Annotated in this window: 22 protein-coding genes and 1 other RNA gene; 14 read left to right on the forward strand and 9 right to left on the reverse strand. The window is 62.6% G+C overall.

What is annotated here, in order from left to right; genetic code table 11:
• Positions 1-238 precede the first annotated feature (238 nt).
• Positions 239-1,240: a cobalamin biosynthesis protein gene (locus MTX36_RS08115; RefSeq protein WP_243619198.1), complete on the forward strand. Its 1,002-nt coding sequence runs from the start codon at positions 239-241 to the stop codon at positions 1,238-1,240.
• On the opposite strand, the gene MTX36_RS08120 is transcribed toward MTX36_RS08115, so the two are convergent.
• Genes MTX36_RS08120 through MTX36_RS08130 form a run of 3 tightly spaced genes read right to left on the reverse strand, consistent with a single transcriptional unit; the run spans position 1,181 to position 3,294 of the window.
• Positions 1,181-2,101 (reverse strand): SURF1 family protein, encoded by a 921-nt coding sequence (locus MTX36_RS08120; protein WP_243619199.1) that lies wholly within the window; start codon positions 2,099-2,101, stop codon positions 1,181-1,183. The genes MTX36_RS08115 and MTX36_RS08120 overlap by 60 nt on opposite strands.
• 49 nt (positions 2,102-2,150) lie before the next feature.
• Positions 2,151-2,624 carry a low molecular weight protein-tyrosine-phosphatase gene (locus MTX36_RS08125; protein ID WP_243619200.1) on the reverse strand — a complete coding sequence of 158 codons (474 nt, stop codon included), beginning with the start codon at positions 2,622-2,624 and terminating at the stop codon, positions 2,151-2,153.
• Entirely contained in the window at positions 2,611-3,294 is a 684-nt protein-coding gene (locus tag MTX36_RS08130; protein WP_243619201.1) for an HAD-IA family hydrolase, read from the reverse strand. The genes MTX36_RS08125 and MTX36_RS08130 overlap by 14 nt, the downstream gene beginning before the upstream one ends.
• Before the next feature lie 56 nt (positions 3,295-3,350).
• Here MTX36_RS08130 and cobC point away from each other — a divergent pair, with 56 nt between their 5' ends.
• The 4 genes from cobC to MTX36_RS08150 all read left to right on the forward strand — a co-directional run bounded on the left by cobC (position 3,351) and on the right by MTX36_RS08150 (position 7,467).
• Positions 3,351-4,385, forward strand: coding sequence for an Rv2231c family pyridoxal phosphate-dependent protein CobC (gene cobC, locus MTX36_RS08135; RefSeq protein ID WP_243619202.1), 1,035 nt, complete (start codon positions 3,351-3,353; stop codon positions 4,383-4,385).
• The gene (locus tag MTX36_RS08140; RefSeq protein WP_243619203.1) at positions 4,382-5,512 is read left to right on the forward strand and encodes a Nif3-like dinuclear metal center hexameric protein; all 1,131 of its coding nucleotides are present in this window, start codon (positions 4,382-4,384) and stop codon (positions 5,510-5,512) included. The genes cobC and MTX36_RS08140 overlap by 4 nt, the downstream gene beginning before the upstream one ends.
• Positions 5,513-5,605: 93 nt before the next feature.
• The gene (locus tag MTX36_RS08145) at positions 5,606-6,343 is read left to right on the forward strand and encodes a zinc ribbon domain-containing protein (protein WP_243619204.1); all 738 of its coding nucleotides are present in this window, start codon (positions 5,606-5,608) and stop codon (positions 6,341-6,343) included.
• Complete coding sequence (locus MTX36_RS08150) at positions 6,340-7,467, forward strand: bifunctional RNase H/acid phosphatase (protein WP_243619205.1); 1,128 nt, start codon at positions 6,340-6,342, stop codon at positions 7,465-7,467. Before MTX36_RS08145 ends, MTX36_RS08150 begins: the two co-directional genes overlap by 4 nt.
• Here the strand turns inward: MTX36_RS08150 and MTX36_RS08155 are convergent, their stop codons facing one another.
• Both MTX36_RS08155 and MTX36_RS08160 read right to left on the reverse strand, forming a co-directional pair.
• Positions 7,468-8,703 (reverse strand): SLC13 family permease, encoded by a 1,236-nt coding sequence (locus MTX36_RS08155; RefSeq protein ID WP_243619206.1) that lies wholly within the window; start codon positions 8,701-8,703, stop codon positions 7,468-7,470. It lies immediately after the preceding gene.
• Between the two features lie 20 nt (positions 8,704-8,723).
• The gene (locus MTX36_RS08160) at positions 8,724-9,251 is read right to left on the reverse strand and encodes a DUF1697 domain-containing protein (protein ID WP_243619207.1); all 528 of its coding nucleotides are present in this window, start codon (positions 9,249-9,251) and stop codon (positions 8,724-8,726) included.
• Positions 9,252-9,305: 54 nt separating this feature from the next.
• Between MTX36_RS08160 and rnpB the strand changes: the two genes are divergently transcribed.
• The 3 genes from rnpB (at position 9,306) to MTX36_RS08175 (ending at position 11,708) form a co-directional block, all read left to right on the forward strand.
• Positions 9,306-9,719, forward strand: an RNA gene (rnpB, locus tag MTX36_RS08165) — RNase P RNA component class A.
• 342 nt (positions 9,720-10,061) lie between these two features.
• A complete protein-coding gene (locus MTX36_RS08170) occupies positions 10,062-10,247 on the forward strand; it encodes a hypothetical protein (protein ID WP_033233133.1) in 186 nt (61 codons plus the stop codon).
• 51 nt (positions 10,248-10,298) lie between these two features.
• Entirely contained in the window at positions 10,299-11,708 is a 1,410-nt protein-coding gene (locus MTX36_RS08175; protein ID WP_243619240.1) for an RNB domain-containing ribonuclease, read from the forward strand.
• Between the two features lie 18 nt (positions 11,709-11,726).
• On the opposite strand, the gene pip is transcribed toward MTX36_RS08175, so the two are convergent.
• From pip to panB, 3 genes are read right to left on the reverse strand one after another with little or no spacing between them, the layout of a single operon-like run.
• Positions 11,727-12,689 carry a prolyl aminopeptidase gene (gene pip, locus MTX36_RS08180; protein ID WP_243619208.1) on the reverse strand — a complete coding sequence of 321 codons (963 nt, stop codon included), beginning with the start codon at positions 12,687-12,689 and terminating at the stop codon, positions 11,727-11,729.
• A gap of 13 nt (positions 12,690-12,702) precedes the next feature.
• On the reverse strand, positions 12,703-13,143 hold the full coding sequence (locus MTX36_RS08185) for a hypothetical protein (protein ID WP_243619209.1): 441 nt from the start codon (positions 13,141-13,143) through the stop codon (positions 12,703-12,705).
• Positions 13,144-13,198: 55 nt separating this feature from the next.
• Positions 13,199-14,047: a 3-methyl-2-oxobutanoate hydroxymethyltransferase gene (gene panB / locus MTX36_RS08190; RefSeq protein WP_243619210.1), complete on the reverse strand. Its 849-nt coding sequence runs from the start codon at positions 14,045-14,047 to the stop codon at positions 13,199-13,201.
• A 193-nt stretch (positions 14,048-14,240) separates the two neighbouring features.
• On the opposite strand from panB, the gene MTX36_RS08195 reads away from it, so the two are divergent.
• From MTX36_RS08195 to MTX36_RS08205, 3 genes are all read left to right on the forward strand, one after another.
• Positions 14,241-15,809: an alpha/beta hydrolase gene (locus tag MTX36_RS08195; RefSeq protein ID WP_243619211.1), complete on the forward strand. Its 1,569-nt coding sequence runs from the start codon at positions 14,241-14,243 to the stop codon at positions 15,807-15,809.
• Positions 15,810-15,916: 107 nt separating this feature from the next.
• Entirely contained in the window at positions 15,917-17,257 is a 1,341-nt protein-coding gene (glnA, locus tag MTX36_RS08200) for a type I glutamate--ammonia ligase (RefSeq protein ID WP_243619212.1), read from the forward strand.
• The gene (locus MTX36_RS08205; protein ID WP_243619213.1) at positions 17,254-20,268 is read left to right on the forward strand and encodes a bifunctional [glutamine synthetase] adenylyltransferase/[glutamine synthetase]-adenylyl-L-tyrosine phosphorylase; all 3,015 of its coding nucleotides are present in this window, start codon (positions 17,254-17,256) and stop codon (positions 20,266-20,268) included. Before glnA ends, MTX36_RS08205 begins: the two co-directional genes overlap by 4 nt.
• 7 nt (positions 20,269-20,275) lie before the next feature.
• Here MTX36_RS08205 and MTX36_RS08210 read toward each other — a convergent pair whose 3' ends face one another.
• Complete coding sequence (locus tag MTX36_RS08210) at positions 20,276-21,136, reverse strand: spermidine synthase (RefSeq protein ID WP_243619214.1); 861 nt, start codon at positions 21,134-21,136, stop codon at positions 20,276-20,278.
• Between the two features lie 131 nt (positions 21,137-21,267).
• On the opposite strand from MTX36_RS08210, the gene MTX36_RS08215 reads away from it, so the two are divergent.
• From MTX36_RS08215 to MTX36_RS08225, 3 genes are all read left to right on the forward strand, one after another.
• The gene (locus MTX36_RS08215; protein WP_243619215.1) at positions 21,268-22,395 is read left to right on the forward strand and encodes an NDMA-dependent alcohol dehydrogenase; all 1,128 of its coding nucleotides are present in this window, start codon (positions 21,268-21,270) and stop codon (positions 22,393-22,395) included.
• Between the two features lie 177 nt (positions 22,396-22,572).
• Positions 22,573-24,225, forward strand: coding sequence for an ABC transporter substrate-binding protein (locus MTX36_RS08220; protein WP_243619216.1), 1,653 nt, complete (start codon positions 22,573-22,575; stop codon positions 24,223-24,225).
• Between the two features lie 7 nt (positions 24,226-24,232).
• Entirely contained in the window at positions 24,233-25,240 is a 1,008-nt protein-coding gene (locus tag MTX36_RS08225; RefSeq protein ID WP_243619217.1) for an ABC transporter permease, read from the forward strand.
• Positions 25,241-25,244 lie beyond the last annotated feature (4 nt).

The following is a 25,244-nucleotide window of genomic DNA, read 5'->3' on the forward strand; positions in this document are numbered from 1 at the left end:
CCGGGGCTTTTTCTATGCCCGATTGGCGGCAACTTCTCGCATTCTGCCCACATCAGTCTTCGCTCAACGGCCCCACCAAACGGTGGGGCCTTCTGCAACTCGCCCGACGTCAGTCAGATCAGCTTGGCCGGGAGTCCGACCTCTCGAACCGGAAATGCCACGTCCCCGCGGGGACGTGTGGACGGACTGCCGTTCGACCAACGCGCTGACTCAGGGTGGCACTTGATAGAACTATCAAGTGCCACGCCCATCGAATTGTTCTCCGTCCACTGCACGCGCAGTCGGCCTGCTACTCGGCTTTGCCGCCGACCGTTGCTTCGCGGACCCGGCACGATTTCACCCCGTCGCCGGTTTCGGGACGAGCGCTGCTGCGCTCCAGCAGGTTTTGTACCGCGACAACAAGATCGCCGGAGTTGCCCACGTCGCGGTGCTGATTTCCGGGGTTGCGGCGCTGGGCACCGTGAGCAGTCGAGTAGCGGTTCGAGCTGGGTGGCTTGCAGAGGTGGGCGTGACGGCAGCGGCAACGTGGGCCGTGCTGGGCGGGACGTCGCTCGCCCGCACCGGGAACGACATGGCGGTCCGGCTGGAGACCTCGCGTACGACTGGCGACCTCACCGCTGCGCGTGAGCTACTTCCGTCGCTGTGCGGTCGCGATCCGTCGGTACTCGACGAGGAAGGGCTCACGAGAGCGGCACTCGAATCCGTCGCCGAGAACACCTCCGACGCCACAGTCGGCGCATTGTTCTGGGGTGCTGTCGCGGGAGTTCCGGGCCTGTTTGTCTACCGTGCTGCAAACACCCTCGACGCGATGATCGGCTATCGGTCGGAGAAGTATCGAAACTTCGGGTGGGCTGCCGCGAGGTTCGATGATCTGGTGAACATCGTGCCGGCCCGGTTGACGGGCGTCCTCACAGTCGGGTCGGCGCCGCTGGTCGGAGGTTCGTCAAGAGAGTCGCTGGAGGCGTGGAGGCGTGACGCGTCCGCGCATCCGAGTCCCAATGCCGGTGTTGCCGAAGCCAGCGCGGCAGGTGCTTTGGGGATTTCGCTCGGGGGGCGTACCCAATACGCGCATGGCGTCGAGCAACGCCCGGTACTCGGAAACGGGCCAGCCCCGACGCCGACGGATTTACGTCGGGCATCGAGGCTGTCCTCGGTGGTTCAGATCGGTGCGGCGGCAGTGTCAGCGGGCATTGCCGTAGCGATCGGCAAGTCTGGCTTCCTTCGCCGTTCGCGGTACTGACACGGGCTCGGGTTTGCGGAGCCGACTGCTTCGGGCCGGTGCTGGCGTTGCTTCGGGGGTCGAGTCGTCGGGAGTTGTCCCGGCTGTCACATCGTCGGGAGTTGTCCCGGCCTCGGCCAGTGCCTTCTCCTTGCGGCGCTCACGCCATTCGGCCCGAATGAAGTAGGCGAGTCCGAGCGGCGCCATGATGCCGAACGCGAGCCACTGGAAACCGTAGGAAAGGTACGGACCGGCGTCGAGCTGGGGGAGCGGAATCGTACCCAGGCCACCCGGCTGATCGGGTTCGAGCTGGATGTACGCGTCGACGAGGTCGGTGCCGATGAACTCGCCGATCGGTCGGGCATCGATCGAGTAGACCTGTTTCGCTCCGTCTTCGACCATCGGAACTCGGCCGGGCGCTGTGCCTTCGGAGAGACGAACACGACCGTTCAAGGTGACGGGATCGGTCGGCGGGGCCGCGATCGGAGGTGCCTCGGCGCCGTTGATCGGGCGTACATAGCCGCGATTGACCAGGATGGTTCGGCCGTCGTCGAGGAGGAACGGTGTCAGTACCTCGTACGACGGGGCGCCCTCGATGGACTGGAGGCGGACGAGGATATCGGCATCGGGTTGGTATGACCCGGTGGCCGTGATGTTTCGCCACTCGTCGTCGGGAGCGATGGTTCCGTCGGCAATGACCTCGCCGACGGGCACTGTCCCCGCGTTGATGGAATTGGAGATCAGATCATTGCGATGCTCGGTCGAGGTGTTCTTGCCGAGTTGCCACGGCGCCAGCACCGTGAAGCAGAGGTAAGCGAAGATGCCGACCACAGCTGCCAGTACCAACCAACCGGGCCGCAACATGAATTTGAGTCTTCGCACGACTACTACGGTATCCGTTCTCGTGTGATGAGTGAATTCGCTCCGGCGATTACAGCCGTTCTCGGATCCAGACCAGGATGTCGGGAATCGCCGCTTCGATCTGATCTCGGACCAATTCGAAGCCGTCGAAGTCGCCGTAGTAGGGGTCCGGCACCGAACTCCCGTCCGCGTCGCGGTCGAAGGAACGCAGGAGGCGCCTTCGCTCGGTTGGGACGCCGAGATGCGCAAGCTCACGATCGTGGCCGGTGTCGAGGGGGATGACGAGGTCTGCCGACAGGTGGTCAGTATTTACCTGGGCTGCACTGTGGCCTGTTGGGTACAACGCTGTGCGGAGCACGATGTTGGTGCGCTCGTCAGCTTCTTTGCCGCTGTGCCAGTTCTCGATCCCGGCGCTGCTCACACGGACCCGATCGTCGAGTCCTTGGCGCTGCAGATGTCCGAGAAGGATCTTCTCCGCCATCGGCGAGCGGCAGATGTTTCCGGTGCACACAAAGGTGACGTGGAGGGCTTCAGACGCGGCCATCGAGGAGTCCTCCCAATTCGGATGTCGACGCGACGGAGCAGTGAGCGCCGTGGGCTTCGGATGTGCTGCCGTAACCCCATTCGACAAACAGCGCGGGAATTCCGAACTTGGCTGCGCCGAGAACATCGTGGTCTCGATCGCCGATCATCAGGACGTCCGGGGTGCCGCCGTCGGCCGCTGCCACCGGGGTGAGTCCGAGTGAGGTCAGTGAGTGCGCAATCACATCAGGCTTGGCCCGACGGACGCCGTCGTTGCTCGCGCCGCCGATGAACTCGAAGTGCTCGGCGAGTCCGAAATGCTCGAGGATGCGGACGGCAAACCGCTCGGACTTCGATGTCGCGACGCCCAGGCGAGTCCCGTTGGCCTTGGCACGCGCAAGGACCTCGTCCATACCGTCGAATACGGAATTCTCACTCCAGCCGATGGCGTCGTAGCGCTCGATGTACGTGTTGATTGCCGTCTCTACCTCGGTATTTGTCATTCCCAGCGACCGAAATGTATCGATCATCGGTGGCCCGATGACGGCGGCCAGCATTTCCTCCGTCGGCTCCGGGTGTCCGACGGCAGCGAGGGCGTGCCGAAATCCGGCGTGAATGCCGGGCGCCGAGTCGGTGATGGTGCCGTCGAGATCGAAGAGAACTACGGGGAAGGCGTCGAGAGTTTGAGTCACAGAAGGTCATTGTCCCCGACTGAGCGAGCGGTGTCCGCGCCCGTAGGCTTTGGTGCGTGAGTATCGGAACGGGCAACTTGGACAGTCTGCGTCATCACGGGGACGTCGACGCTGCGCCGGGTCTCCTCGATTTTGCCGTCAACGTTCAGGGTGAGGGTCCGCCGGCTTGGCTGCGGGAACGTCTTGCCGGCGAGCTGTCGACGCTCGGTTCGTACCCGTCGGCGACGGCGGAATTGCGGGCTCGAGAAACGGTTGCGGCGCGGCACGGGCGTCGCGTGGACGAGGTGTTGTTGCTGGCTGGTGGGGCTGAGGGGTTCGCGATGTTGCCGCGGCTCGGATCGGCGTTCGCTGCCTTGATTCATCCTTCTTTCACCGAACCGGAATTGGCGTTACGGGAAGCCGGTGTGCCGGTGACGCCGGTGATTCTCGACCCTCCGTACACACTGCGAACAGCAGTTATGCCTGATGAAGCGGATCTTGTGGTGGTGGGAAACCCAACAAATCCGACCTCGGTACTGCATCCGAAAGCGGACGTCCTGGCCCTGCGTCGTCCCGGCCGGATTCTTGTGGTTGACGAGGCCTTCGGCGACGCGATACCGGGCGAAACCGAGAGCATCGCCGACTTGTCGTTGCCGGACGTGTTGGTGTTGCGCAGTCTGACCAAGACCTGGGCGCTGGCGGGATTGCGCTGCGGATACGCGCTCGGTGCACCCGACGTGCTCGAGAAACTGGCGCACGGACGCGCGCATTGGCCGCTGGGAAGCCTGCAAATCGAAGCAATCAGAGCGTGCTGCGAACCGTCGGCGGTGGCGGAGTCACAGACGAAGGCTGCCATCATCGCGGGTCAGCGCGCCGCACTGTGTGGAAAACTGCGTGCCATCGGTGTGGCTGTCCACGAACCGGCGGCAGCGCCCTTTGTTCTCATCGAGCTTCCCGACGGCGAAGCGATGCGGACTCACCTGCGGACTCGCGGTATCGCCGTGCGTCGGTGCGATACGTTTCCGGGACTCGGCCCGAATCACTTGAGACTCGCTGTCCGCCCGCCGCAACAGGTGTCGATATTGATCGATGCAATGAAGGAGTTTCTGTGAATACGACACTTGCCGACGTCATCGCGGCCCTCGAAGCGGCCTATCCCACAGTTCTGGCTGAATCCTGGGATTCCGTCGGACTGGTGTGCGGGGATCCGGCAGATTCCGTGAGCCGAGTCGTCTTCGCCGTCGATCCGACTGAAGCCGTGGTCGACGACGCCATTGCTTCGGGTGCCGATCTGTTGGTCGTGCATCATCCGCTGCTTCTGCGCGGGGTGGATACCGTCGGCGCGCACACGCCGAAGGGCGCACTGGTGCACAAGCTGATCAAGGCGGGATGCGCGTTGTTCTCCGCGCATACGAATGCAGATTCGGCAGATCCCGGAGTTTCCGACGCTCTCGCTGACGCTCTCGGACTGAAGGTATTGCGTCCGATCGAACCGAAACCGTCTGCGCCGCTTGACAAGTGGGTGGTGATGGTGCCGGCCGGTAACACCGCCGCTGTACGGGAAGCGCTGTTCGTGGCCGGCGCCGGCCGGATCGGTGACTACAGCAAGTGCAGTTGGACGGTGACGGGCACCGGCCAGTTCGTTCCCGGAGACGGGGCGAATCCGGCGATCGGCAGCGTCGGTGCGATCGAGGAGGTAAGCGAAGATCGTGTCGAGGTCATCGCGGCGCGAAACAAGCGCGGGGCCGTGCTCGAGGCATTGCGCACGGCGCACCCGTACGAGGAACCGGCCTTCGATGTATTCGAACTCGCCGCCTTCCCGAGTTCATTGGGTTTGGGCCGCATAGGTGAGCTTCCGCACCCCGAAACTCTGCGTGAGTTCACCGCGCGTGTCGCCAAGGCATTGCCGTCGACGGAATGGGGCGTCCGCGCAGCGGGTGACCCCGACGCGATGGTGCGCACCGTCGCTGTCTGCGGCGGTTCCGGAGATTCGTATCTCGCGACGGTGTCGGCATTGGGCGTCGACGTGTATGTGACGTCCGACCTGCGGCATCACCCCGCCGACGAGCATCTGCGGGCTGGGGGACCGGCCTTGGTCGACGTCGCGCACTGGGCCAGCGAGTTTCCGTGGTGCGGCCAGGCAAAGTCGGTGGTCGACGCCGCCTTCGGGTCCGTTCCCGGATGGGAGAGTCGGGTATCGACAATTCGCACGGATCCGTGGTGCCTGAGTGCGTCGTAGGTCGGCCCCGATCAAGGTACGGTTGCACGAACATTTCAACAGCAGTTTTCATGAGTCGTGCCGACCTCGGACATACAGCAGGAGTTACACAGCGTGAACGTCCAACCACAGGTGCAAGCCAAGCTTCTCGACCTCGCCGGCGTGGATGCGGAGCTCACCCGGATCGCACACCGTCGCAACGCGCTTCCCGAGCAGCAGGAAGTGGACAGTCTCGAGGCTGAACGCATCAGCCGCAAGGACGCGTCGGTTTCCGTCGAGATCCAGATTGATGACATCGATCGCGACATTCGCAAGCTCGAGGGCGAGATCGACGCAGTTCGTCAGCGTGAAGACAAAGACCGAACTCTTTTGCAGAGCGGCAGCGTGGGCGCCAAGCAGCTCACCGAACTCGAACACGAACTGGGCAGCCTCGTCCGTCGGCAGGGAATCCTGGAAGACGAGTTGCTCGAGATCATGGAACAGCGCGAGGCGCTGCAGGCAGATCACGATCACGCCGGTGCGCAGCTTTCGCAGGCAGAAGACGAGTTGGTCGATGCGAAGCGTCGTCGCGACGATGCCGTCGCCGATCTGAACAAGGCGCAGGAGCGTTGCCTCGCGGATCGCGAACGCCTGATCGGTGAATTCCCGGCTGATTTCCTGGCCGTGTACGAGAAGCAGCGCGCTCAAGGCGGACCGGGTGCAGCGCTCCTTCAGGCTCGCCGCTGTGGTGCGTGCCGGATCGAAATCGACCGTGCCGAGATTTCGCGCATTGCAGCTGCCCCGTCCGATTCTGTTGTCCGCTGCAACGAGTGCGGCGCAATCATGGTTCGTACCAAGGAGTCCGGTCTGTGAGTTCGTCACAGGTCATCATCGAGGCTGATGGTGGATCGCGAGGCAATCCGGGACCCGCCGGGTACGGCGCCGTCGTTTTCGACGAGGCTCGCACTGTGCTCGCGGAGCGCAAGGAGAGCATCGGGACAGCTACCAACAATGTGGCGGAATACAGCGGACTCATCGCCGGATTGACCGCTGCGGGTGAACTCGGAGCGACCGACGTGGACGTCCGGATGGACTCTAAACTTGTGGTCGAGCAGATGTCCGGACGCTGGAAGGTCAAGCACCCGGACATGATTCCGCTTCAGCGGCGCGCCGCGGAGTTGGCCAAGCAGTTTTACCGCGTGACGTACACCTGGATCCCTCGGGCCGAGAATTCGCACGCGGATCGCCTGGCAAACGAGGCGATGGATGCTGCGGCCGGCATTGAAACAAAGACGGCACCGGTTGCCGCTCCGGTGGACGCACCCTCCGAGTCGACATCAGAACCGCAGATCGCCGGTTCGCCGGGTTGGGTTGCCACCACCGGCAAGCCGACGCGAATGTTGTTGCTACGTCACGGTCAGACCGCGATGTCGGTAGATCGTCGTTACTCCGGCCGGGGCAATCCGATCCTGACCGCCTTGGGCCGCGCCCAAGCTGCCGGGGCCGCCGCGCGATTCGGAAGCCGCGGCGGTATCGACGCCGTAGTCTCGTCGCCGTTGGGTCGGACTCGTGAGACCGCCGAGGAATCGGCGCGTGTTCTGGGACTGCCGGTGATCGAGCACAAAGGTTTGATCGAAACCGATTTCGGCGACTGGGACGGTCTGACGTTCAGTGAAGCGGCCGAGTGTGATCCGGAACTGCACCGTCAGTGGCTGTCCGACACGTCGGTGAAGCCGCCCGGAGGCGAGAGCTTCGACGAGGTCCGTGATCGTGTGATTGCCGCGCGTGACGATTTGATCGCAACGTACGGCGGCGCAACTCTTCTCGTCGTTTCGCACGTGACGCCGATCAAGACTCTCGTGCAGTTGGCTCTCGATGCCGGTCCGTCGTTGCTGTACCGCCTGCATCTGGATTTGGCGTCGTTGAGTATCGCCGAGTTTTATCCCGATGGGGGAGCGTCCGTTCGGCTTGTGAACGACACGTCGCACTTGCGCTGATCACAGCACGAGCCACAATGCGCTTACCGCCGTAAACAGGGTGAGCGGCGTTGTGGCAAGGCCGAGCTTCGTGAAGGTTGCCAGCGTGGGCGCAGCGCCCGCGCTGGTGGCCACGCGCCGCCACAGCATCGTCGCCAGTGAGCCGACATAGGTCAGGTTGGGTCCGAGGTTGACTCCGATGAGCATGGCCAGCAGCAGTCCCGGTGGCGCCGACGGGCCGAGTGCCGCGATCATCAACAGCGTCGCCGGCAGATTGTTCACCAGATTCGCGGCGAGTGCCGCCACCGTCGCAACAACGAGCAGGGAGACGAAGCTCGTGTCCGACGGCAGTATCCGTCCGATCCAGTCTCCGATCGGTCCGTGTGCGACGCCCGCGACGACAATGCCGAGCACCAGCACAAAAGCGCAGAACCACAGGTCTGCGGCGTAAAGAATTCTTGGTAGATCGGTTCTGCGTCGACGTAAAGCCACACTGCCAAGCACGCCGGCGCCCGCAACCGCGACCCAGGCGGGCTCGATACCGACAAAACCTGAAGCGGCAAAGCCGACGAGTGTTGCTCCGATGACAACCAGCGGCAGGGTCGGTGCATGCAAGCGCGGGCTCGGCGGAGCAGGCTCGGCGTGGTTGGTCGCTTTCAGCTCGGTCCGAAAGAACAGCCGGAAAATCAGGTACTCCATCACGATCGTCACAACCCATGGCAGGGCCATCAGCGCGGTGAAATGCAGGAAGGTCAGGCCGGTGGCCGAGAAGGCGATGAGATTTGTCAGATTGGAAACCGGCAGTAGCGTCGACGCCGAATTGGAGAGGTGCGCAGCAGCATACGAGTGTGGGCGCGGACTTGCCGCCACGGCTCGGGCTGCCCCGATCACTGCCGGCGTCAGAAGGACGACGGTCGCGTCGAGGCTCAGGGCTGCGGTTGTCGCGGCGGCTGCGACGAACACGTAGGTCAGGAGTCGCCGTGGGTCGCGCCGTGATTGTTTCTGCAGGACTTGGCTTACCCAACCGAAGACACCCAATGCATCGGCGGCGTGCGCGAGTATCAGCACCGCCACCAGGAAGACGACGGTCGGAGTCATCGTCGCTACTTCGGTGCGGGCCTCGGTGAGGCTGACCGCGCCGGTCAGTACGACTATCAGCGCGGCGGGGCCGGCGACAACGATTTCGGGAAGACCACGCGGGCGGGCGATCGCGAAGATCAGAACCGCGGCGACCAGGATGATCGGAATCAGATTCATGAGCGGCTGGCCGGCGAGTTCTATCGCAGCAGTTTGTTGAGGGTGTTGAGGTTGCGGGTGGTGGTGAACGCCTTGAACTTCGGCTTACCGGTGTATTTGCCGACGACGCTCTTGAGCGTCATACCCTTTTCGACCTCCCAGTACAGAACGCCGTCGCCAACGCCGATCTGCTCGAGGTTGGGATCGAGTTGGTCTGACAGCGAAGCTAGTTCGTCAAGTACAGCAGGTTCGGACGCGATGATCGCGTAGGAGTGCCAGCCCTCATGGTCGGGATCGAACGGATAGTTCTCGACGATAGCCTTCAGTGCCGGGGTGTCCAGCACAAAAACCCACGCCTCGTAGCCGAACTCCGTGTTCAATGCCGTCTCGATCCGTTTCTTCAGTGCCGCCACATTTGTGCTGTCACTGTCGAATAGAACGTTGCCGGATGCGAGGACCGTCTTGACATTCTCGAAATCGAGTTGAGTGAAGACGCGTGCCAGGTCCACCATCTTGATGTTGATACCGCCGACATTGATTCCGCGTAGCAGGGCAACGTACCGAGTCATACCGAGACCATAGTGTGGGTCACCGACAGGGACCCGGTAACCTACTGGGGCGGACGAGTTGGCTGGGCGGCTGCGGATCGGGGAACCTGCGCGTAGTGCGCACAGGCCTCGAGTCGAGGAAAGTCCGGACTCCACAGAGCAGGGCGGTTGCTAACGGCAACCCGAGGCAACTCGCGGGACAGTGCCACAGAAAATAGACCGCCGGCCTTTCGAGGCAGGTAAGGGTGAAACGGTGCGGTAAGAGCGCACCAGCACCCCGGGTGACCGGGGTGGCTAGGTAAACCCCGCCCGGAGCAAGGTTGAAGGTCGCATCGCTTGCGGTGCGGCTGCGCAGGTGTTCGAGGGCTGCTCGCCCGAGCCTGCGGGTGAACCGCGTGAGGCACCCGGCGACGGTGTGTCCAGATGGATGGTCGCCACTCGTCACTTCGGTGTCGAGGACAGGATCCGGCTTATACGCCAACTCGTCCGCCCCCAGACTGAAAAGAAACCCCCGTCGACCGAAGTCAACGGGGGTTTCTTGTTATAGATCTGTGGGATGACTTAGAGGGGCTTGATGACCAGCAAGGTCGCCCAGTAGGTCGCCGCGTCATGGCCCATGAGCGGGAGGAGGTAATCGTAGAGAATCGCGGACATTGTGCGCTCCTAATTTCTTTTCGTAGCTCGTCGAGGGCGATCAAGCAGAACTCACCGTTCGAATGTCCGGTTCTCACCTGCCAGGCCGTCGAAAGAATAGCAGTCTTGCGACGATCTACAAGCGCGACTCCCATCGGAATGTCACCCGCGGGTCGCCGGGAATGCCACACTGTATTCATGACTGATGAAGATCGACTCTGGTACTTCGATGTGTCCGATGGATCTGTGTCCCAAGGGAAGGGGCCTTCGTCCCTGACAAGGATGGGGCCGTACCCTGATCGGGAGTCGGCAGAGCATGCATTGCAGATCGCGGCCGAACGCAACAAAGCTGCTGATCGGGCCGACGACGACTGGAACAACTGAGTTCGGTTTCGCCGCCGAACCGAAGGTGGAGGACGAGTGCCGGCAAGTCGAATGATGGTGCAGGGAATCGACTTCGGGATGATCCGGGCGGAGTTCGCGCTACCCGACGCGTTCTGTAGCGGGGCGTTGGCAGAAGCCGACAATGCTCGAGATCGATTGACCGACGGCCGTCTCGACGCCACTGACATTCCGTTTGTCACCATCGACCCGCCCGGGTCGATGGATCTCGACCAGGCAGTGCACCTGACGAAGTCGGTCGACGGTTTTGTCGTTCACTATGCAATCGCGGATGTTGCTGCGGTGGTGAACCCTGGTGGGGCGCTGGACATCGAAACGCGCAAGCGAGGCCAAACCTTCTACCTACCGGACGGTTCTGTTCCGCTGCATCCTCGTGCTCTGTCCGAAGGTTCGGCCAGCCTGCTCCCGGATCTGGTTCGACCCGTAGCGCTCTGGCGAATCGAGCTCGACGGTAATGCCGAGCCGACGTCGTGGACGGTGACACGCGCGCTCGTGAAATCAGTGGCGCGTCTGGATTATTCGACGGTCCAGCGTGACGCCGACGCCGGCACCTTGCATCCGTCCATTGCGGCGCTCCCCGAATTCGGCCGTCTGCGCGGTATCTCTGCTGTAACCCGCGGGGCGATCGAGCTGAAACTGCCCGAGCAGTCCGTGGTTCGGGAGGATTCGGCTGCTGACGGTTCGGGGCAGTGGCACATCGTGCTGGAACCGCGCACCGAGGCCGACGACTGGAATGCCGAAGTATCGCTACTGACCGGAATGTGCGCCGGAAAAATGATGATCGACGCCGGTGTCGGATTGCTGCGCACCTTGCCGCCGGCCGAGAAGTCTGCGGTGGACGCTCTGCGCAGAACTGCGCTCGCGTTGGGGATTGTGTGGCCCCAAGACAAATCGGTGGGGCAAATCCTTGCCGGACTCGATGCGCAGGCGCCGTCCACGATGGCTCTGATGTCGGTTGCCCCGTCGCTGCTACGTGGCGCGGACTACGCGGCCTTCGACGGGCAATTACCGGACCTGACAGTGCATTCAGGGATCGGTGCGCCGTACGCCCACGTGACGGCACCGCTGCGAAGGCTCTCCGATCGATTCAGCACCGAGGTCTGCCTGGCGATCAGTGCCGGTGCAGCGATACCGGAGTGGGCGCGCACGGCACTGCCCGAGTTGCCTCCGATCATGAGCGGCTCGGATTCCTTGGCAAACAAGGTGGATCGTGCGTGCATCGATCTGACTGAGGTCACGTTGCTCGAGGGCCGCGTCGGAGAGGTGTTCGACGCGGTGGTGATGCGCGCCAAGGACGGGAAGCGCGCGGCTGAGGTTTTCATTCCGTCGGTCACGGTGATTGCCAAGTGCGTCGGCACTCCCGACGACGGGGAGCGGGTCAAGGTCCGCCTCACCGCCGTCGACATGGCCAAGCGGACAGTGGAGTTCACTTTCCCAGCGTGATCGAGCCACCGAATCGAGTTACCGATAAGCGTCGGTTGCCTCGAGGAGGTGATGCATGATGCCGGGTTCCATTGCGGAATGTCCGGCGTCGTCGACGATCACGAGCTTGGACTCCGGCCACGCGTTGTGCAGGTCCCAGGCACTGGTGGCCGGGCAGACGACGTCGTAGCGTCCCTGCACGATGGTGCCGGGAATGCCGTGGAGTGCCGAACTCTGGTGCAGGAGTTGGGCTTCGTCGAAGAATCCGCCGTTCACGAAGTAATGGTTTTCGATGCGCGCGAATGCCAGGGCGAACCGGATCTCCGAGTTCTCCTCGACCTTGTCCGGTTGGGGGAGCAGGTAGCTGGTCGACCCTTCCCACGCCGACCACGCGACGGCGGCGCGGGCGGCGACCTCGGGGTCGTCGGACTGCAGCAGTCGGTGGTAGGCCGCCACCAGATCGTGGCCGCGCTCATGTTCCGGAACGGGTTCGAGGAACTGAGCCCACCGTTCGGGGAAGATGTTGCCGGCCCCGCCGTTGTAGTACCAGTCGATTTCGCGTCGGCGCAGGAGAAAGATCCCTCGCAGGACGAGTTCGGTGACGCGAGCCGGAAATGTTTCGGCGTACGCGAGTGCCAGCGTTGATCCCCAGGATCCGCCGAACACCATCCACCGCTCGATGGCGAGGTGCTCACGTAGAGCTTCGATATCGGAGAGCAGTTTGTCCGTCGTGTTCACCGACAGATCGGCGCCGTCGGCAACATGGGGTGTGGACCGTCCGCAGCCACGTTGATCGAGAAGGACGATCCGGTAGGCCGTGGGATCGAAGAACTGGCGGAACGACGGATGCGTGCCGCCGCCGGGGCCACCGTGCAGGAACACGACCGGTTTCCCGACCGGGTTGCCGCTGGCTTCCCAGTACAGGCGCTGACCGTCACCGACATCGAGGAACCCACTGGAAAACGGTTCGATCGGCGGATAGAGAGTGCGCAGCTCTGCCATTAGAGGCTGACCATCAGAACCCGACCATGCCCGAGGCTAGATCGGGGATCTCGAGGGCGTACAGGGCACCGTCACGGACCTGTGGGCAGCTGGCAGCCATGGCGGTGTCGATGCGATCGCGGTGCTGGGCGAGATCAAGAAGATTGATGCCGTTCGCGGTTGCCCACGAACCGACAAGAATGTTTAGCCCGCCCTTGCCGAGCGTCGGCGTGACCGTGCGCCAATTCTGAAGTTCCGCTTCCATATCCGAGCACAACTGCTGGATCTGAGCGTCGGTGAAGGTCCCCGGTGCGGCGGTCGTCGTGGCTGATTTTGCCGCTGCCGAGGTGGTCGGTGCGGTCGAACCGGAAGACGCGGGAGAGACCGTTGTCCCTCCCGCGCATCCACTCAGAACCGTCACGAGAGCTGCGCCGCCGACGGCGGCAGCAGTGAAAGTACGACGGTTGCCCATCATTGAACGCACCCCTGAATCTTCTTTCGAGAGACAGGCGGCGTTCGCCGGTCTCGGATCAGAAACTGTGCTCTTCGGCCGGGAATGCGCCTGTGCGAACTTCTGACGCATAGGCTGCGGCCGCGGAGCGCAGTTCGTCACCGACGTTACCGAAACGTTTGACGAACTTGGCTGTCTTGCCGCTCGTATAACCGGCCATGTCCTGCCAGACGAGAACCTGGGCGTCGCATTCGTTGCCGGCACCGATGCCGACCGTGGGGATGGTCAACTTGCGGCTGACCTGGCCCGCAATGTCTGCCGGAACCATTTCCATGACAACGGAGAACGCTCCGGCTTCCTGGACGGCAATGGCGTCCGCCACAAGTTGCTCGGAAGCGTCGCCGCGGCCCTGGACGCGGAATCCGCCGAGCGAGTTGACGCTCTGCGGGGTGAATCCGACGTGAGCCATGACGGGGATGCCGGCAGCGGTGATGGCCGCGATCTGCTTGCTCATCCGCTCGCCGCCTTCGATCTTGACGGCGTGCGCGAGGCCCTCCTTCATGAAGCGCGTCGCGGTGGCCAGTGCCTGTTCGGCTGAGCCCTCGTAGGTACCGAAAGGCAGGTCGGCGACAACCAGGGCGTGGGGAGCGCCGCGAACGACTCCACGAACCAGTGGGAGCAGTTCGTCGATCGTGATCGGCACTGTCGTGTCGTAGCCGTAGACCACGTTGGCGGCTGAATCGCCGACGAGGAGTACCGGAATGCCGGCGTCCTCGAAGATGCGTGCCGTCGAGTAGTCGTAGGCCGTGAGCATCGACCAGCGCTCACCGCGCTGCTTCATCTCGGCGAGGTGGTGAATGCGGGTCTTGCGCTTGGGTGCTGCAGACGTGGTTGAAGGTGCAGAACCGTAAAGCGGAGTTTCGGACATCGTTGTCCCTTTCGTGCCTCGAGGCCCTTGTCGGGTCCCCGGGTTTGGGTGATGACACGCTCAGTCTGCCACCGGGAACCGTCGGAGCGAATAGCTGACGCAGGTGCGTTGGGTCACATCGCAGCAGTCGCTGTGGGGCAGGCGAATGGCTGGTTACCGGCCGTCCCGGGCGTCTCCTGGCACTATCGGTGGCATGTCGAAGTCTTCTCGCCTCGCCGGTGCCTTGGCCGGAAGTGTCGCAGTCCTCCTGCTGGTCGCTGGTTGCACCACGTCCGGGGGTGAGACTCCGACGCCGGAGACCACCGGTGTGCCGTCGACGGGTGCGATTCCGGCAGGCTTGGAGAAGTTTTACGAGCAGAGTCCGGACTGGGGTCCGTGCGACCGATTTGCCACCGATTCTCCGCTCTCGAGCAGTATCGACTGTGCCGCGATCCAAGTCCCGATCGACTACGCACATCCGGAGGGGGACACCGCGAAGGTTGTCATCTCGCGAGCGGAGGCGACGGGGGAGCGCATCGGATCCCTTCTGATCAACCCCGGGGGACCAGGCGGATCAGGACTGTCGATGGCATCCGAGGGTTCGGGGACGCAGTTGTCGGAGCATTTCGACCGGATCGGGTTCGATCCGCGCGGTGTGGGTGCGTCGACGCCGCAGGTGCGTTGTCTGACGCCGGCCGAATTCGATGCCGACCGCGCCGAGGTCAACGTCGATATGACTCCCGCGGGCATTGCTCGCGCAGAGCAGGAGAGCAAGGACTACGCCGCTGCGTGTGTCGAGCACACCGGCACCGAATTCCTCGCCCACGTCGGCACGTACGAAGTGGTGCGCGATCTGGACGTGATCCGCGGCGCGCTCGGGGATTCGACGATGAACTTCCTCGGGTTCTCGTACGGAACGCGAATCGGTTCCACTTACGCTGAAACTTTCCCGCAGAACGTCCGGTCCATGGTGCTCGATGGTGCGCTGGATCCGAATCAGAACGTCGTCGACGAGGTTGTCCTGCAGGCCAAAGGCTTCCAAATTGCGTTCGATGCTTTTGCCGCGGACTGTGTTTCGCGGCCGCAGTGCCCGCTCGGGGATGATCCGGCGCAGACTCAGGCGCGTTTCAAGGAATTGGTCGAGCCGATGATCGAGAAGCCGGCAGCAACTACAGATCCGCGTGGACTCAGCTACGAGGATGCGTTGACCGGGGTGCAGCAGGCGCTGTATTCACCGCAACTGTGGACTTCGTTGCGCGGCGGATTGACCAGCCTGGCCGACGGTTACGGTGACTCGCTTCTGAATCTGGCTGACCAATATCAAGGGCGCGAGTGGGACGGCACGTACTCCAATCTCAACGACGCCTTCAATGCGATCAGGTGCGCGGACGATCCGGCGATGACCGATCGCGCGGAAGCAGGGGAAGCCGATACCCGGTACCGCGAAGCAGCCCCGTTCCTCGACGACGGTCGTGGAACCGGTCAGGCATCGTTGGATCTCTGCGCCTTCTGGCCCGTTCCGGCGACAGGCGCCCCGCACCAACTCGATCCACAGGCACTGGCCGACGCCGGTCTGCCGACGCTTGTCGTCGTATCGACTACCGAGGACCCGGCGACGCCGTACGAGGCCGGCGTGGACCTGGCCAAGCAGCTGGGCGCAGCGCTCATCACGTTCGACGGAACCCAACACACCGTGGTCTTGGACGGCAATTCTTGCGTCGACGACGCGGTGATCGACTACTTCGTCTACCTGAAAGTTCCGGAAGAGGGCCTGACATGTTAATGCCCGCACACTCGTACGCTGCGCAGATGCGAGGGTGACAAATCACTCGGACAACTCCGACCACTGATGTAACACAGATTTAACGTGGCTTGCTTACTCTCGCGGACATGGATCGCCAAAAAGAATTCGTGCTTCGTACCCTGGAAGAGCGCGACATTCGGTTCGTCCGCTTGTGGTTCACCGACGTTCTCGGTTACCTCAAATCGGTGGCGATCGCCCCCGCCGAACTCGAAGGTGCCTTCGAAGAGGGAATCGGTTTCGACGGTTCTGCCATCGAGGGATTCGCCCGAGTCTCCGAAGCCGACACCGTTGCCCGCCCGGACGCGTCGACATTCCAGGTTCTTCCCTGGGCCCACAAGGACGGTGCGCAGCATTCCGCGCGCATGTTCTGCGACATCACGAACCCGGACGGTTCGCCGTCGTGGGCGGATCCTCGCCACGTGCTGCGTCGCCAGCTGAGCAAGGCCAGCGATCTGGGCTTCAGTTGCTATGTGCATCCGGAGATCGAGTTCTTCCTCCTCGAGAACGGCCCGATGGACGGCACACCGCCGATCCCGGCTGATTCCGGTGGTTACTTCGATCAGGCCGTACACGATTCGGCGCCCAACTTCCGTCGTCATGCGATCGACGCTCTCGAATCGATGGGCATCTCCGTCGAGTTCAGCCACCACGAGGCCGCGCCCGGCCAGCAGGAGATCGATCTCCGCTACGCCGACGCACTGTCGATGGCCGACAACGTGATGACGTTCCGCTACGTCGTCAAGGAGGTCGCGATCGGTGAAGGTGTGCGGGCGAGCTTCATGCCCAAGCCGTTCAGCGATCAGGCCGGTTCGGCCATGCACACTCACATGAGCCTCTTCGAAGGCGACACCAACGCATTCCACAATCCGGATGATCCGATGCAGCTCTCGGAAACTGGCAAGGCATTCATCGCCGGCATCCTCGAGCACGCCAATGAGATCAGTGCCGTCACCAACCAGTGGGTCAACTCCTACAAGCGTCTCGTGCACGGCGGAGAGGCACCCACGGCCGCGTCATGGGGCCCGTCCAACCGCTCGGCACTGATCCGCGTTCCGATGTACACGCCGAACAAGGCGTCGTCGCGTCGCGTCGAGATTCGCAGCCCAGACTCGGCGTGCAACCCGTACCTCGCTTTCGCGGTATTGCTCGCAGCCGGTCTGCGCGGAATCGAGAAGGGCTACACCTTGCCGCCCGAGGCTGAGGACGACGTGTGGTCGTTGACCTCCGCCGAGCGTCGTGCGATGGGTTACAAGGAACTTCCGAGCGACCTGGACGGCGCGCTACGCGAGATGGAGAAATCCGAACTCGTGGCCGAAGCGCTCGGCGAGCACGTGTTCGACTACTTCCTCCGCAACAAGCGTCGTGAGTGGGAGGAATACCGGAGCCACGTGACGCCGTTCGAGCTCAAGAACTACCTCGGTCTGTGACGGTGAAGCCGCCATCTGCTCGAGCAGTAGTTCCGGGACCAGGTCGGCTAGGGCTGGTCGAGTCCACGGCCGCCGACGAACTCCGCCAGCTTGGATGGGTCGACGCCGACAGCATCGAACTTCTCTGGTCGCTTTCGCGCGCGGCAAATGCGGACCTCGCGTTGCGCACACTGGTGCGCATCAAGGAGTCCCTGGGCGACGGCTGGCGTGAGCTCGATGCCGCGCTGCGCACGAACAAGAGTGTCCGCGGTCGCCTCCTGGCGTTGATCGGTGCGTCGGCCGCGTTCGGCGATCACCTGGTTGCCGATCCGATCGGGTGGAAACTCCTCGACGGTTCGTCATTGCCGAGTAAGGACGAAGCCACGTCTGCGCTGCTCGATTCTGTCGGGGCGAGTCTCGACGATGGTGCCGGGCCGGGGTCGCAGACGTACCGCGCCACCGTCACTGGTCCGGAAGCCGTTGCAGCGCTGCGTAAATCGTACAAAGATCAGCTGATGCTGCTGGCTGCCTGCGATTTGGCGGCCACGGTCGAGGACGAGCCGGTCGTTCCGTATCAGACTGTCGGCCATCAACTTTCGGACCTGGCAGATGCCGCACTGACCGCTGCGCTGTCGGTAGCCATCGCCACAGTGTGCCCCGAAGGTAGCTGTCCGATCAGGCTTGCCGTGATCGCGATGGGCAAATGTGGTGCCCGTGAACTGAATTACGTCTCCGACGTCGACGTCGTCTTCGTTGCGGAACCGGCCGATGCCACAGCCAGTCGGGTAGCCGGTGAAATGATGAGGATCGGCACCTCCGCATTCTTCGAAGTTGATGCCGCATTGCGCCCTGAGGGCAAGCGCGGAGAACTGGTGCGCTCACTCGACTCCCACCTCGCGTACTACAAGCGGTGGGCCAAGACGTGGGAGTTTCAGGCGCTACTGAAGGCTCGGCCGATGACCGGCGATATGGAACTCGGTCGTCAGTACGCCGAGGCCATGAGTCCGATGGTGTGGACTGCGTCCGAACGCGAAGACTTCGTCCCCGAAGTGCAGGCCATGCGCCGCCGCGTCGAGGAGATGGTTCCGGCCGAGATGCGTGAGCGTGAGCTCAAACTCGGCCGCGGAAGTTTGCGCGACGTCGAATTTGCCGTCCAGCTCCTGCAATTGGTGCACGGCCGAGCCGATGACGCCCTTCATGTTCAGAGCACCGTCGATGCGTTGACTGCGCTCGCTGCCGGTGGGTACGTGGGCCGGGACGACGCCGCAAACCTCACGGCGTCGTACGAATTCTTGCGACTTCTCGAGCATCGTCTGCAGTTGCAGAAACTCAAGCGCACGCACACGTTGCCGCCACCGGACGACGACGAGGCATTGCGCTGGTTGGCCCGCGCCGCGCACATGCGTCCCGACGGACGTCTGGATGCGCTCGGAGTGTTGCGTGCCGAAATCAAGCGGAACTCGCATCGGATCCGCCGACTCCACGCCAAGTTGTTCTACCGCCCACTGCTCGAATCGGTGGCTCGGATGGACAAGGAAGCCATGGTTCTCGGACCGGACGCTGCGATCCGTCAGTTGGCGGCGTTGGGGTACACCGCCCCCGAAAATGCGCTGGGTCACCTCACCGCATTGACCAGGGGCGCTTCCCGCAAGGGCAGGATTCAGGCGCTACTGCTGCCGACACTGCTCGAATATCTTGCTGACACACCGGATCCTGATGCCGGACTGCTTGCGTATCGACGGTTGTCCGATGCCTTGGTCGATCAGACCTGGTTCCTCCGGTTGCTCCGCGACGAGGCTGCCGTTGCCGAACGCCTGATGCGGGTGCTGGGTTCCTCGGCCTACCTTCCCGATCTGCTCGTCAAGGCACCCGATGTGATCCGTCTGTACGCGGATTCACCCAGCGGCCCACGCCTGATCGAACCGAAGCCCGAGGACGTCTCCCGCGGAATCCTCACGGCCTCCGGGCGACATAGTGATCCGAATCGCGCTGTCGCTGCGGCACGTTCGTTGCGTCGGCATGAATTGGCTCGGATCGCCTCGGCCGACATCCTGGGCATGCTCGATGTTCCCGCGGTATGCAAGGCGTTGTCCTCGGTGTGGGCCGCAGTACTCAATGCGTCCCTGTCTGCCGTCATCAAGGCCAGTGTTGCGGAAATGGGCGCACCGGCACCGGCAGCCTTCTCCGTCATCGGCATGGGTCGCCTCGGCGGCGGCGAACTCGGATACGGATCCGACGCGGACGTCTTGTTCGTGTGCGAGCCCCTCGAAGGCGTCGACGAAACCGTTGCAGTCAAGTGGGCCAACAGTATTGCGGACAAGGTACGCAAACTTCTCGGTGCTCCGAGTACTGATCCGCCTCTCGAAGTCGATACCGGACTGCGCCCCGAAGGCCGAAACGGTCCGATGGTCCGCACCCTCGAGTCGTACGACGCCTACTACTCGAAGTGGGCGCAGGCGTGGGAAATCCAGGCGCTGCTACGGGCTCACCCCGTTGCGGGCGATCCCGTGCTCGCGCTGCGGTTCCTGCACATGATCGACAAGACTCGATACCCCGAAGGTGGTGTCGACGACGCAGCTGTTCGCGAGATCCGGAGGATCAAGGCTCGTATCGACTCCGAAAGGCTCCCTCGCGGAGCTGATCCCGCAACGCACACCAAACTGGGGCGCGGCGGACTGGCCGACATCGAGTGGACGGTGCAACTGATTCAACTGCGCCATGCCGACAAAATCCAGTCCCTGCACAACACCTCGACGTTGGAAACTCTGGACGCCATCGGCGCGGCCGAGTTGCTCAGCGAAGAAGATGTGGAACTGCTACGCGACGCCTGGATTACCGCGACCAAAGCACGGAATTGCCTTGTACTGGTTCGTGGTAAGCCGACGGATCAGTTGCCTGGGCCCGGACGCGTCCTGGCTGCCGTGGCGCAGGTCGCCGGGTACGGAGATGATGCGGGAGAGTTCCTCGACAACTACCTGCGCATCACGCGTCGGGCAAAGGCTGTGGTGGAGAGGGTTTTCGGCGGCGAGTAGAGCTGGTTCAGTCCTGCAAGGCCGACCCGGTTGCCGCGAACTTCCGAACCTCCGCGTCGCCCCACACGTGGGCTGGAACACCGCCGCCGAGTAGTTCGCGTGCAAGCGCCGGAGAATTGGCGATGGGAACATCGCTGCCCGCGATGATCATGTTGCCGTAGCGTCGGCCCTTGAGCATCGCGGGATCGGCGATGATCGCCAGGTGTTCGAATTGTGCACCGATAGTTGCAGCTTCGGCCCGTGCTCCCTGCAGGTCGGGGGTGTCGCCGCAGTTGACGAGGTAGATGCCGCCGGGCGCGAGGACGCGTCGCACGTGGGCGGTGAACTGGGCCGTGGTCAGCGGTACCGGAGTCTTGCTGCCGGCGAAGACATCTCGGATGATGATGTCGCGCGTGGATTCGGTGAGGGTTTCGGTGACGGCCCGAGCCTCGCCCACGCGGATGCGGAGCAATGGTGCCCGCGGAAGATCGAACCAGTTGCGGACCAATTCCGCCAGCGCGCCGTCGATCTCGACCACAACCTGCCGCGCATCGGGATAGATGGCCGCGAAGTACCGAGCCATCGAACACGCCCCGCCGCCCAAGTGGAGTACGCGCAGCCGCTCTGCTCGATCGCGTTCGGAATCGACGAGGTGCGCAATCCACCTCATGTACTCGAAATCCAGAATCTTCGGATCGGCAAGATCGATGTGCGAGCTGGGGACGCCGTTGATCTGCACTATCCAACCGGTGTCGGAGTATTGATCGCGAACAAGTTCGCAGGTCCCGGTGTCGATCGGGAAGATTCCGGGGACGGGGCCGGTCTCTCCTTGTTCGGGAGCGGTGCTGCGATTCTTGGTCTTCCGAGTTCCTTTGGCCACTGCGCCCATTCTAGGCGCACGGAGCAGCGGTATTTTCGCTTCGTTTCAGGCACACTCATGGGTGGAGTGTGATCGGAGACACATGATTCCGGTTCGGTCCGTCGTCGTCCGTGCGTCACGAAGAATTTCGAGGAGTGCAGGTGAAGGTCAAAGCAGCAGTAGTGAAGGCACCCGGCCAGGCATGGGAGATCGAGGAAGTCGAACTGGGAGATCCGGTCGCCGGTGAAGTCCAGGTTCGACTTGCCGCGTCCGGGTTGTGCCATTCGGACGAGCACTTACGCACAGGCGCAACTCCGCTGCCTTTCTATCCAGCTCTCGGTGGCCACGAGGGTGCCGGTGTGGTGACAAAGGTGGGTGCTGGCGTCACCAATATCGAAGAAGGCGATCATGTGGTGCTCGCGTTCATCCCCGCCTGTGGACGGTGTCCATCGTGTGCCAAGGGGCTCCAGAACATCTGTGACGAGGGCGCGGGCCTGCTGACCGGCCAGGCGATCTCGGACAAGACGCATCGTGTGACATTGAACGGAGAACCAGTCGTCCAGATGTGTTTGCTGGGTACCTTCTCGCCGTACGTCACGGTCAACGAGGCATCGGTGATCAAGATCGAGAAAGACATACCTCTCGACAAGGCCGCTCTGCTCGGCTGCGGCGTTGCGACGGGCTGGGGCTCGGCGACGGCAATCGGCGGCACCAAAGTAGGTGACACTGTGGTTGTTATCGGCGTCGGCGGCGTCGGCATCAACTCGGTGCAGGGTGCCGCGGCGGCTGGGGCGCGCTTCGTCGTTGCCATTGATCCGGTCGAGTTCAAGCGACAGAAGGCCAAGGAATTCGGTGCCACGCACACCTTTGCTTCGATCGAGGAGGCACTCCCGGCGATCGGCGAAATCACCTGGGGGAAGATGGCCGACGTCACGGTCATTACGGTCGGTGAGATCCACGGCGACATGATCCAGCCCGCACTCAGTGCAACAGGCAAGGGTGGGCAGGTCGTCGTCGTCGGTATGGGCCACTACGCTGATTCTCAGGTGACGCTGAGTCTGTTCGAGCTGACACTTCTGCAGAAGCGCTTGCAGGGAGCCATCTTTGGTGGAGTGGGACCGCGTTCCCAGATTCCGAAGCTCCTCGACCATTACCGCAGTGGCGCACTCAAACTCGACGAGTTGGTGACCAAGACCTACAAGTTGGAGGAAATCAACGAGGGGTACGCGGACATGCTGGCCGGAAAGAATCTGCGCGGAATGATCGTCTACACGGAGGACGATTACTGATCGCCTTCAGTCTCAGCGTGACGGATTTGATTCCGGCCCTCCGGCGTACGTGCCGGAGGGCCGGTTTCGTTTCGGTGGCAGATTTCGGGCGCCGGTGAACGTAGGTACACAGAATTGATTCTAGTTAAGCTAGGCTTACCTCGCTAAGGTAATGCAGACCTAACTAGAAAGATCGTGATGGGCCTTCCCAACTTTTCCCGGCGGCGTGTGTGCGGCGTCTCCGCTCTTGTACTGACTCCCGTGATGTTGGCGACTGCATGCGGCTCGAGTATCGACGAGGCTGATTCACTGTCCGGTCCCGCCACGGCGACGTCATTGACCATTGCCACGGACAAGGATTCGGGTCCACTCAATATCTTTGCCGGACAGACGGATCAGATGACGGAGATGATCTATGACAAGTTGCTGGCGCCGTCGCCGTATGTCGACGACCCGCAGCCCTGGCTGGCAACGTCTGTTGAACAGGTAAGCCCCACCACGTGGGAAGTGAAGCTACGCGATGACGTGAAGTGGCACGACGGCGAGGCGTTTGCAGCTGACGACGTCGTCTTCAGTTTCCACTACATGCATTCGGCGCCGACCGGCCGTTTCACCCATCATGTGAACGACACTCCGTCGATCTCCACTGTCGAGGCCACCGCCGACGGGGGTGTGCGGTTTGTCTGTGATTACGCGTGCCCTGAACTCGGAACGGTGACGCTCGCAGATCTTCCCGTTCTGCCGGAACATTTCTGGTCCAAGGTTGATCCCGCCAAGGCCAAGGAAGTCACCGACCTCCCGATCGGAACCGGCCCCTACAAACTCGTCGACTACAGCCCCACCTCGGGCTACCGACTCGAAGCCAACGCGGATTACTTTGCCGGCGCACCGACCGTCGACGAGATCATCGTGCCGGTGATCGCGGATTCCTCCGCTACGTTCACTGCACTACGTTCGGGTCAGATCGATGCCACGACAAGAGCTTTGACACCTGAGCTGATTGCCGAGTTCGAAGGTTCCTCGGAGATCTCGGTGATCAAGACCTCGCCGTTGCGTTACCCCGAGTTGAAGTTGAATTTCCTCGAAGCTCCGTTCAGTGACGCGAAGTTCCGCACAGCCATGAACCAGGCCGTTGATCGCGATCAGCTTCTCGAGATCGTCGGATTAGGTCAGGGCCGGCCGGCAACTCAGGGTTACGTCCACCCGGATGCGCCCTATGTAAACCCGACCGAGGATCCATATGACGTCGAGGCTGCGAACAAAACTCTCGACGAGATGGGCTTTGTCGACAAGGATGACGACGGTATTCGTGAGACTGCGGCTGGGGAGAAGTTGACCTTCGGTATTCATGTCAACGGTGGACTTTCGCCGGACGTGCGCGCCGCCGAGTTGCTCACCGAGGACTTCGCCGAGATCGGCATCGAAACCAACGTGATCGCTGTCGACACCGGAACTCTGTCCGACATCGCGACGAAGAAAACCTACGATCTCTACATCACCATGAATTCGCCTCACGCAGTGGCGGATTCCACCCAGTTCATCATGTCGCACCGCTCGGGCAACTTGTGGAAGGCGCCGTCGGTGGCGTACCCCGAATACGATGCGCTGTACGAGAAGTGGAAAGCGACCGAGACCAACGATGCGCGTCTCGCGGTGCTCGACGAGATTCAGGATCTGTTCAACCGTCAGCCCACCGTCATTGGCTTGTACTACCCCGACGAGTACTTCGGCGTCCGCTCCGACACGTTCGGGGGCTGGGTCGAAACTCCCGGCTACGGCATCGTGCACAAGTGGTCGTTCCTGCCCCGCGAGGTAGCGGAGACCGCCAACGCTATCGCGCCGGTGCGCTGAGCTTTCAATGACGGCGCTTCGACGTATCGGGCAGTACCTACTGGTCCTGTGGGCTGCGGTAACAATCAATTTTGCACTGCCGTACCTCGCACCAGGAGATCCGATCACTTTCCTCTACGGGGGCGAGGACGGAAACCTGGCGCCCGAGTACGTCGAGCAGATGCGCTCCGCAGCAGGTCTCGACCGGTCTATCGTGGAGCAGTACTTCTCATTCTTGGGAGGACTGCTCCAGGGGGACCTGGGGATGTCGATTCAACACAATCGGCCCGTCGTGGATCTGCTGATGGAAAAGCTCCCGTGGACCCTCGTTCTGGTCGGGATGGCGATGCTGATTGCCGCGGTGATCGGCACGTTGCTGGGTACCTGGGTGGCCTGGCATCGCGGGACGAACCGTGAAACCGCAACTGTCGCCGGAGTTCTCGTTGTCGACTCGATGCCGGGATTCTGGGTGGGCATGATCTTGATCGCGGTATTCGCCGTGCAGCTGGGTTGGTTTCCTTCTTACGGCGCCGTACCGATCAATGTCAGCGGATGGGATTGGTTCACCGCAGTTGCCCTCAGGTTGGTGCTACCGGTCGCGACGCTGGTCATCGCCAGTGTCGGCGGATTCTTCCTCCTGGCCAGAGCATCTATGACGGGAGTACTCGACGAGCCTTTCATCAGGCTCGCTCGGGCCAAGGGGCTCACCGAAAAGCGGGTTGCGCTCGGGCATGCACTGAGAAACTCTCTGCTCCCCGTTTTCACGAGTCTGACTCTGACAGTGGGAACCCTGCTATCGGGCGCTGTGGTGGTGGAAAGTGTCTTCGCCTACCCCGGATTGGGCAAGCTCACCTACGACGCGGTGACAACGCGTGATTACCCCTTGCTGCAAGGGGCATTCCTGCTGGCAACGCTAGTAGTACTTTGTTACCTCGGCGTGTCCGCTCGAGTTTCGACGGATTTCTCGAGACCATGCCCACATGGATGCACACACCCTCAACCGCGTCGGAGAATCGATGGATACGTTTGTCGGTGAAGTG

Origin of the sequence: Rhodococcus sp. ARC_M6 (assembly GCF_022810305.1) — a bacterium.
In the GTDB taxonomy this organism is placed as follows: domain Bacteria; phylum Actinomycetota; class Actinomycetes; order Mycobacteriales; family Mycobacteriaceae; genus Rhodococcus_F.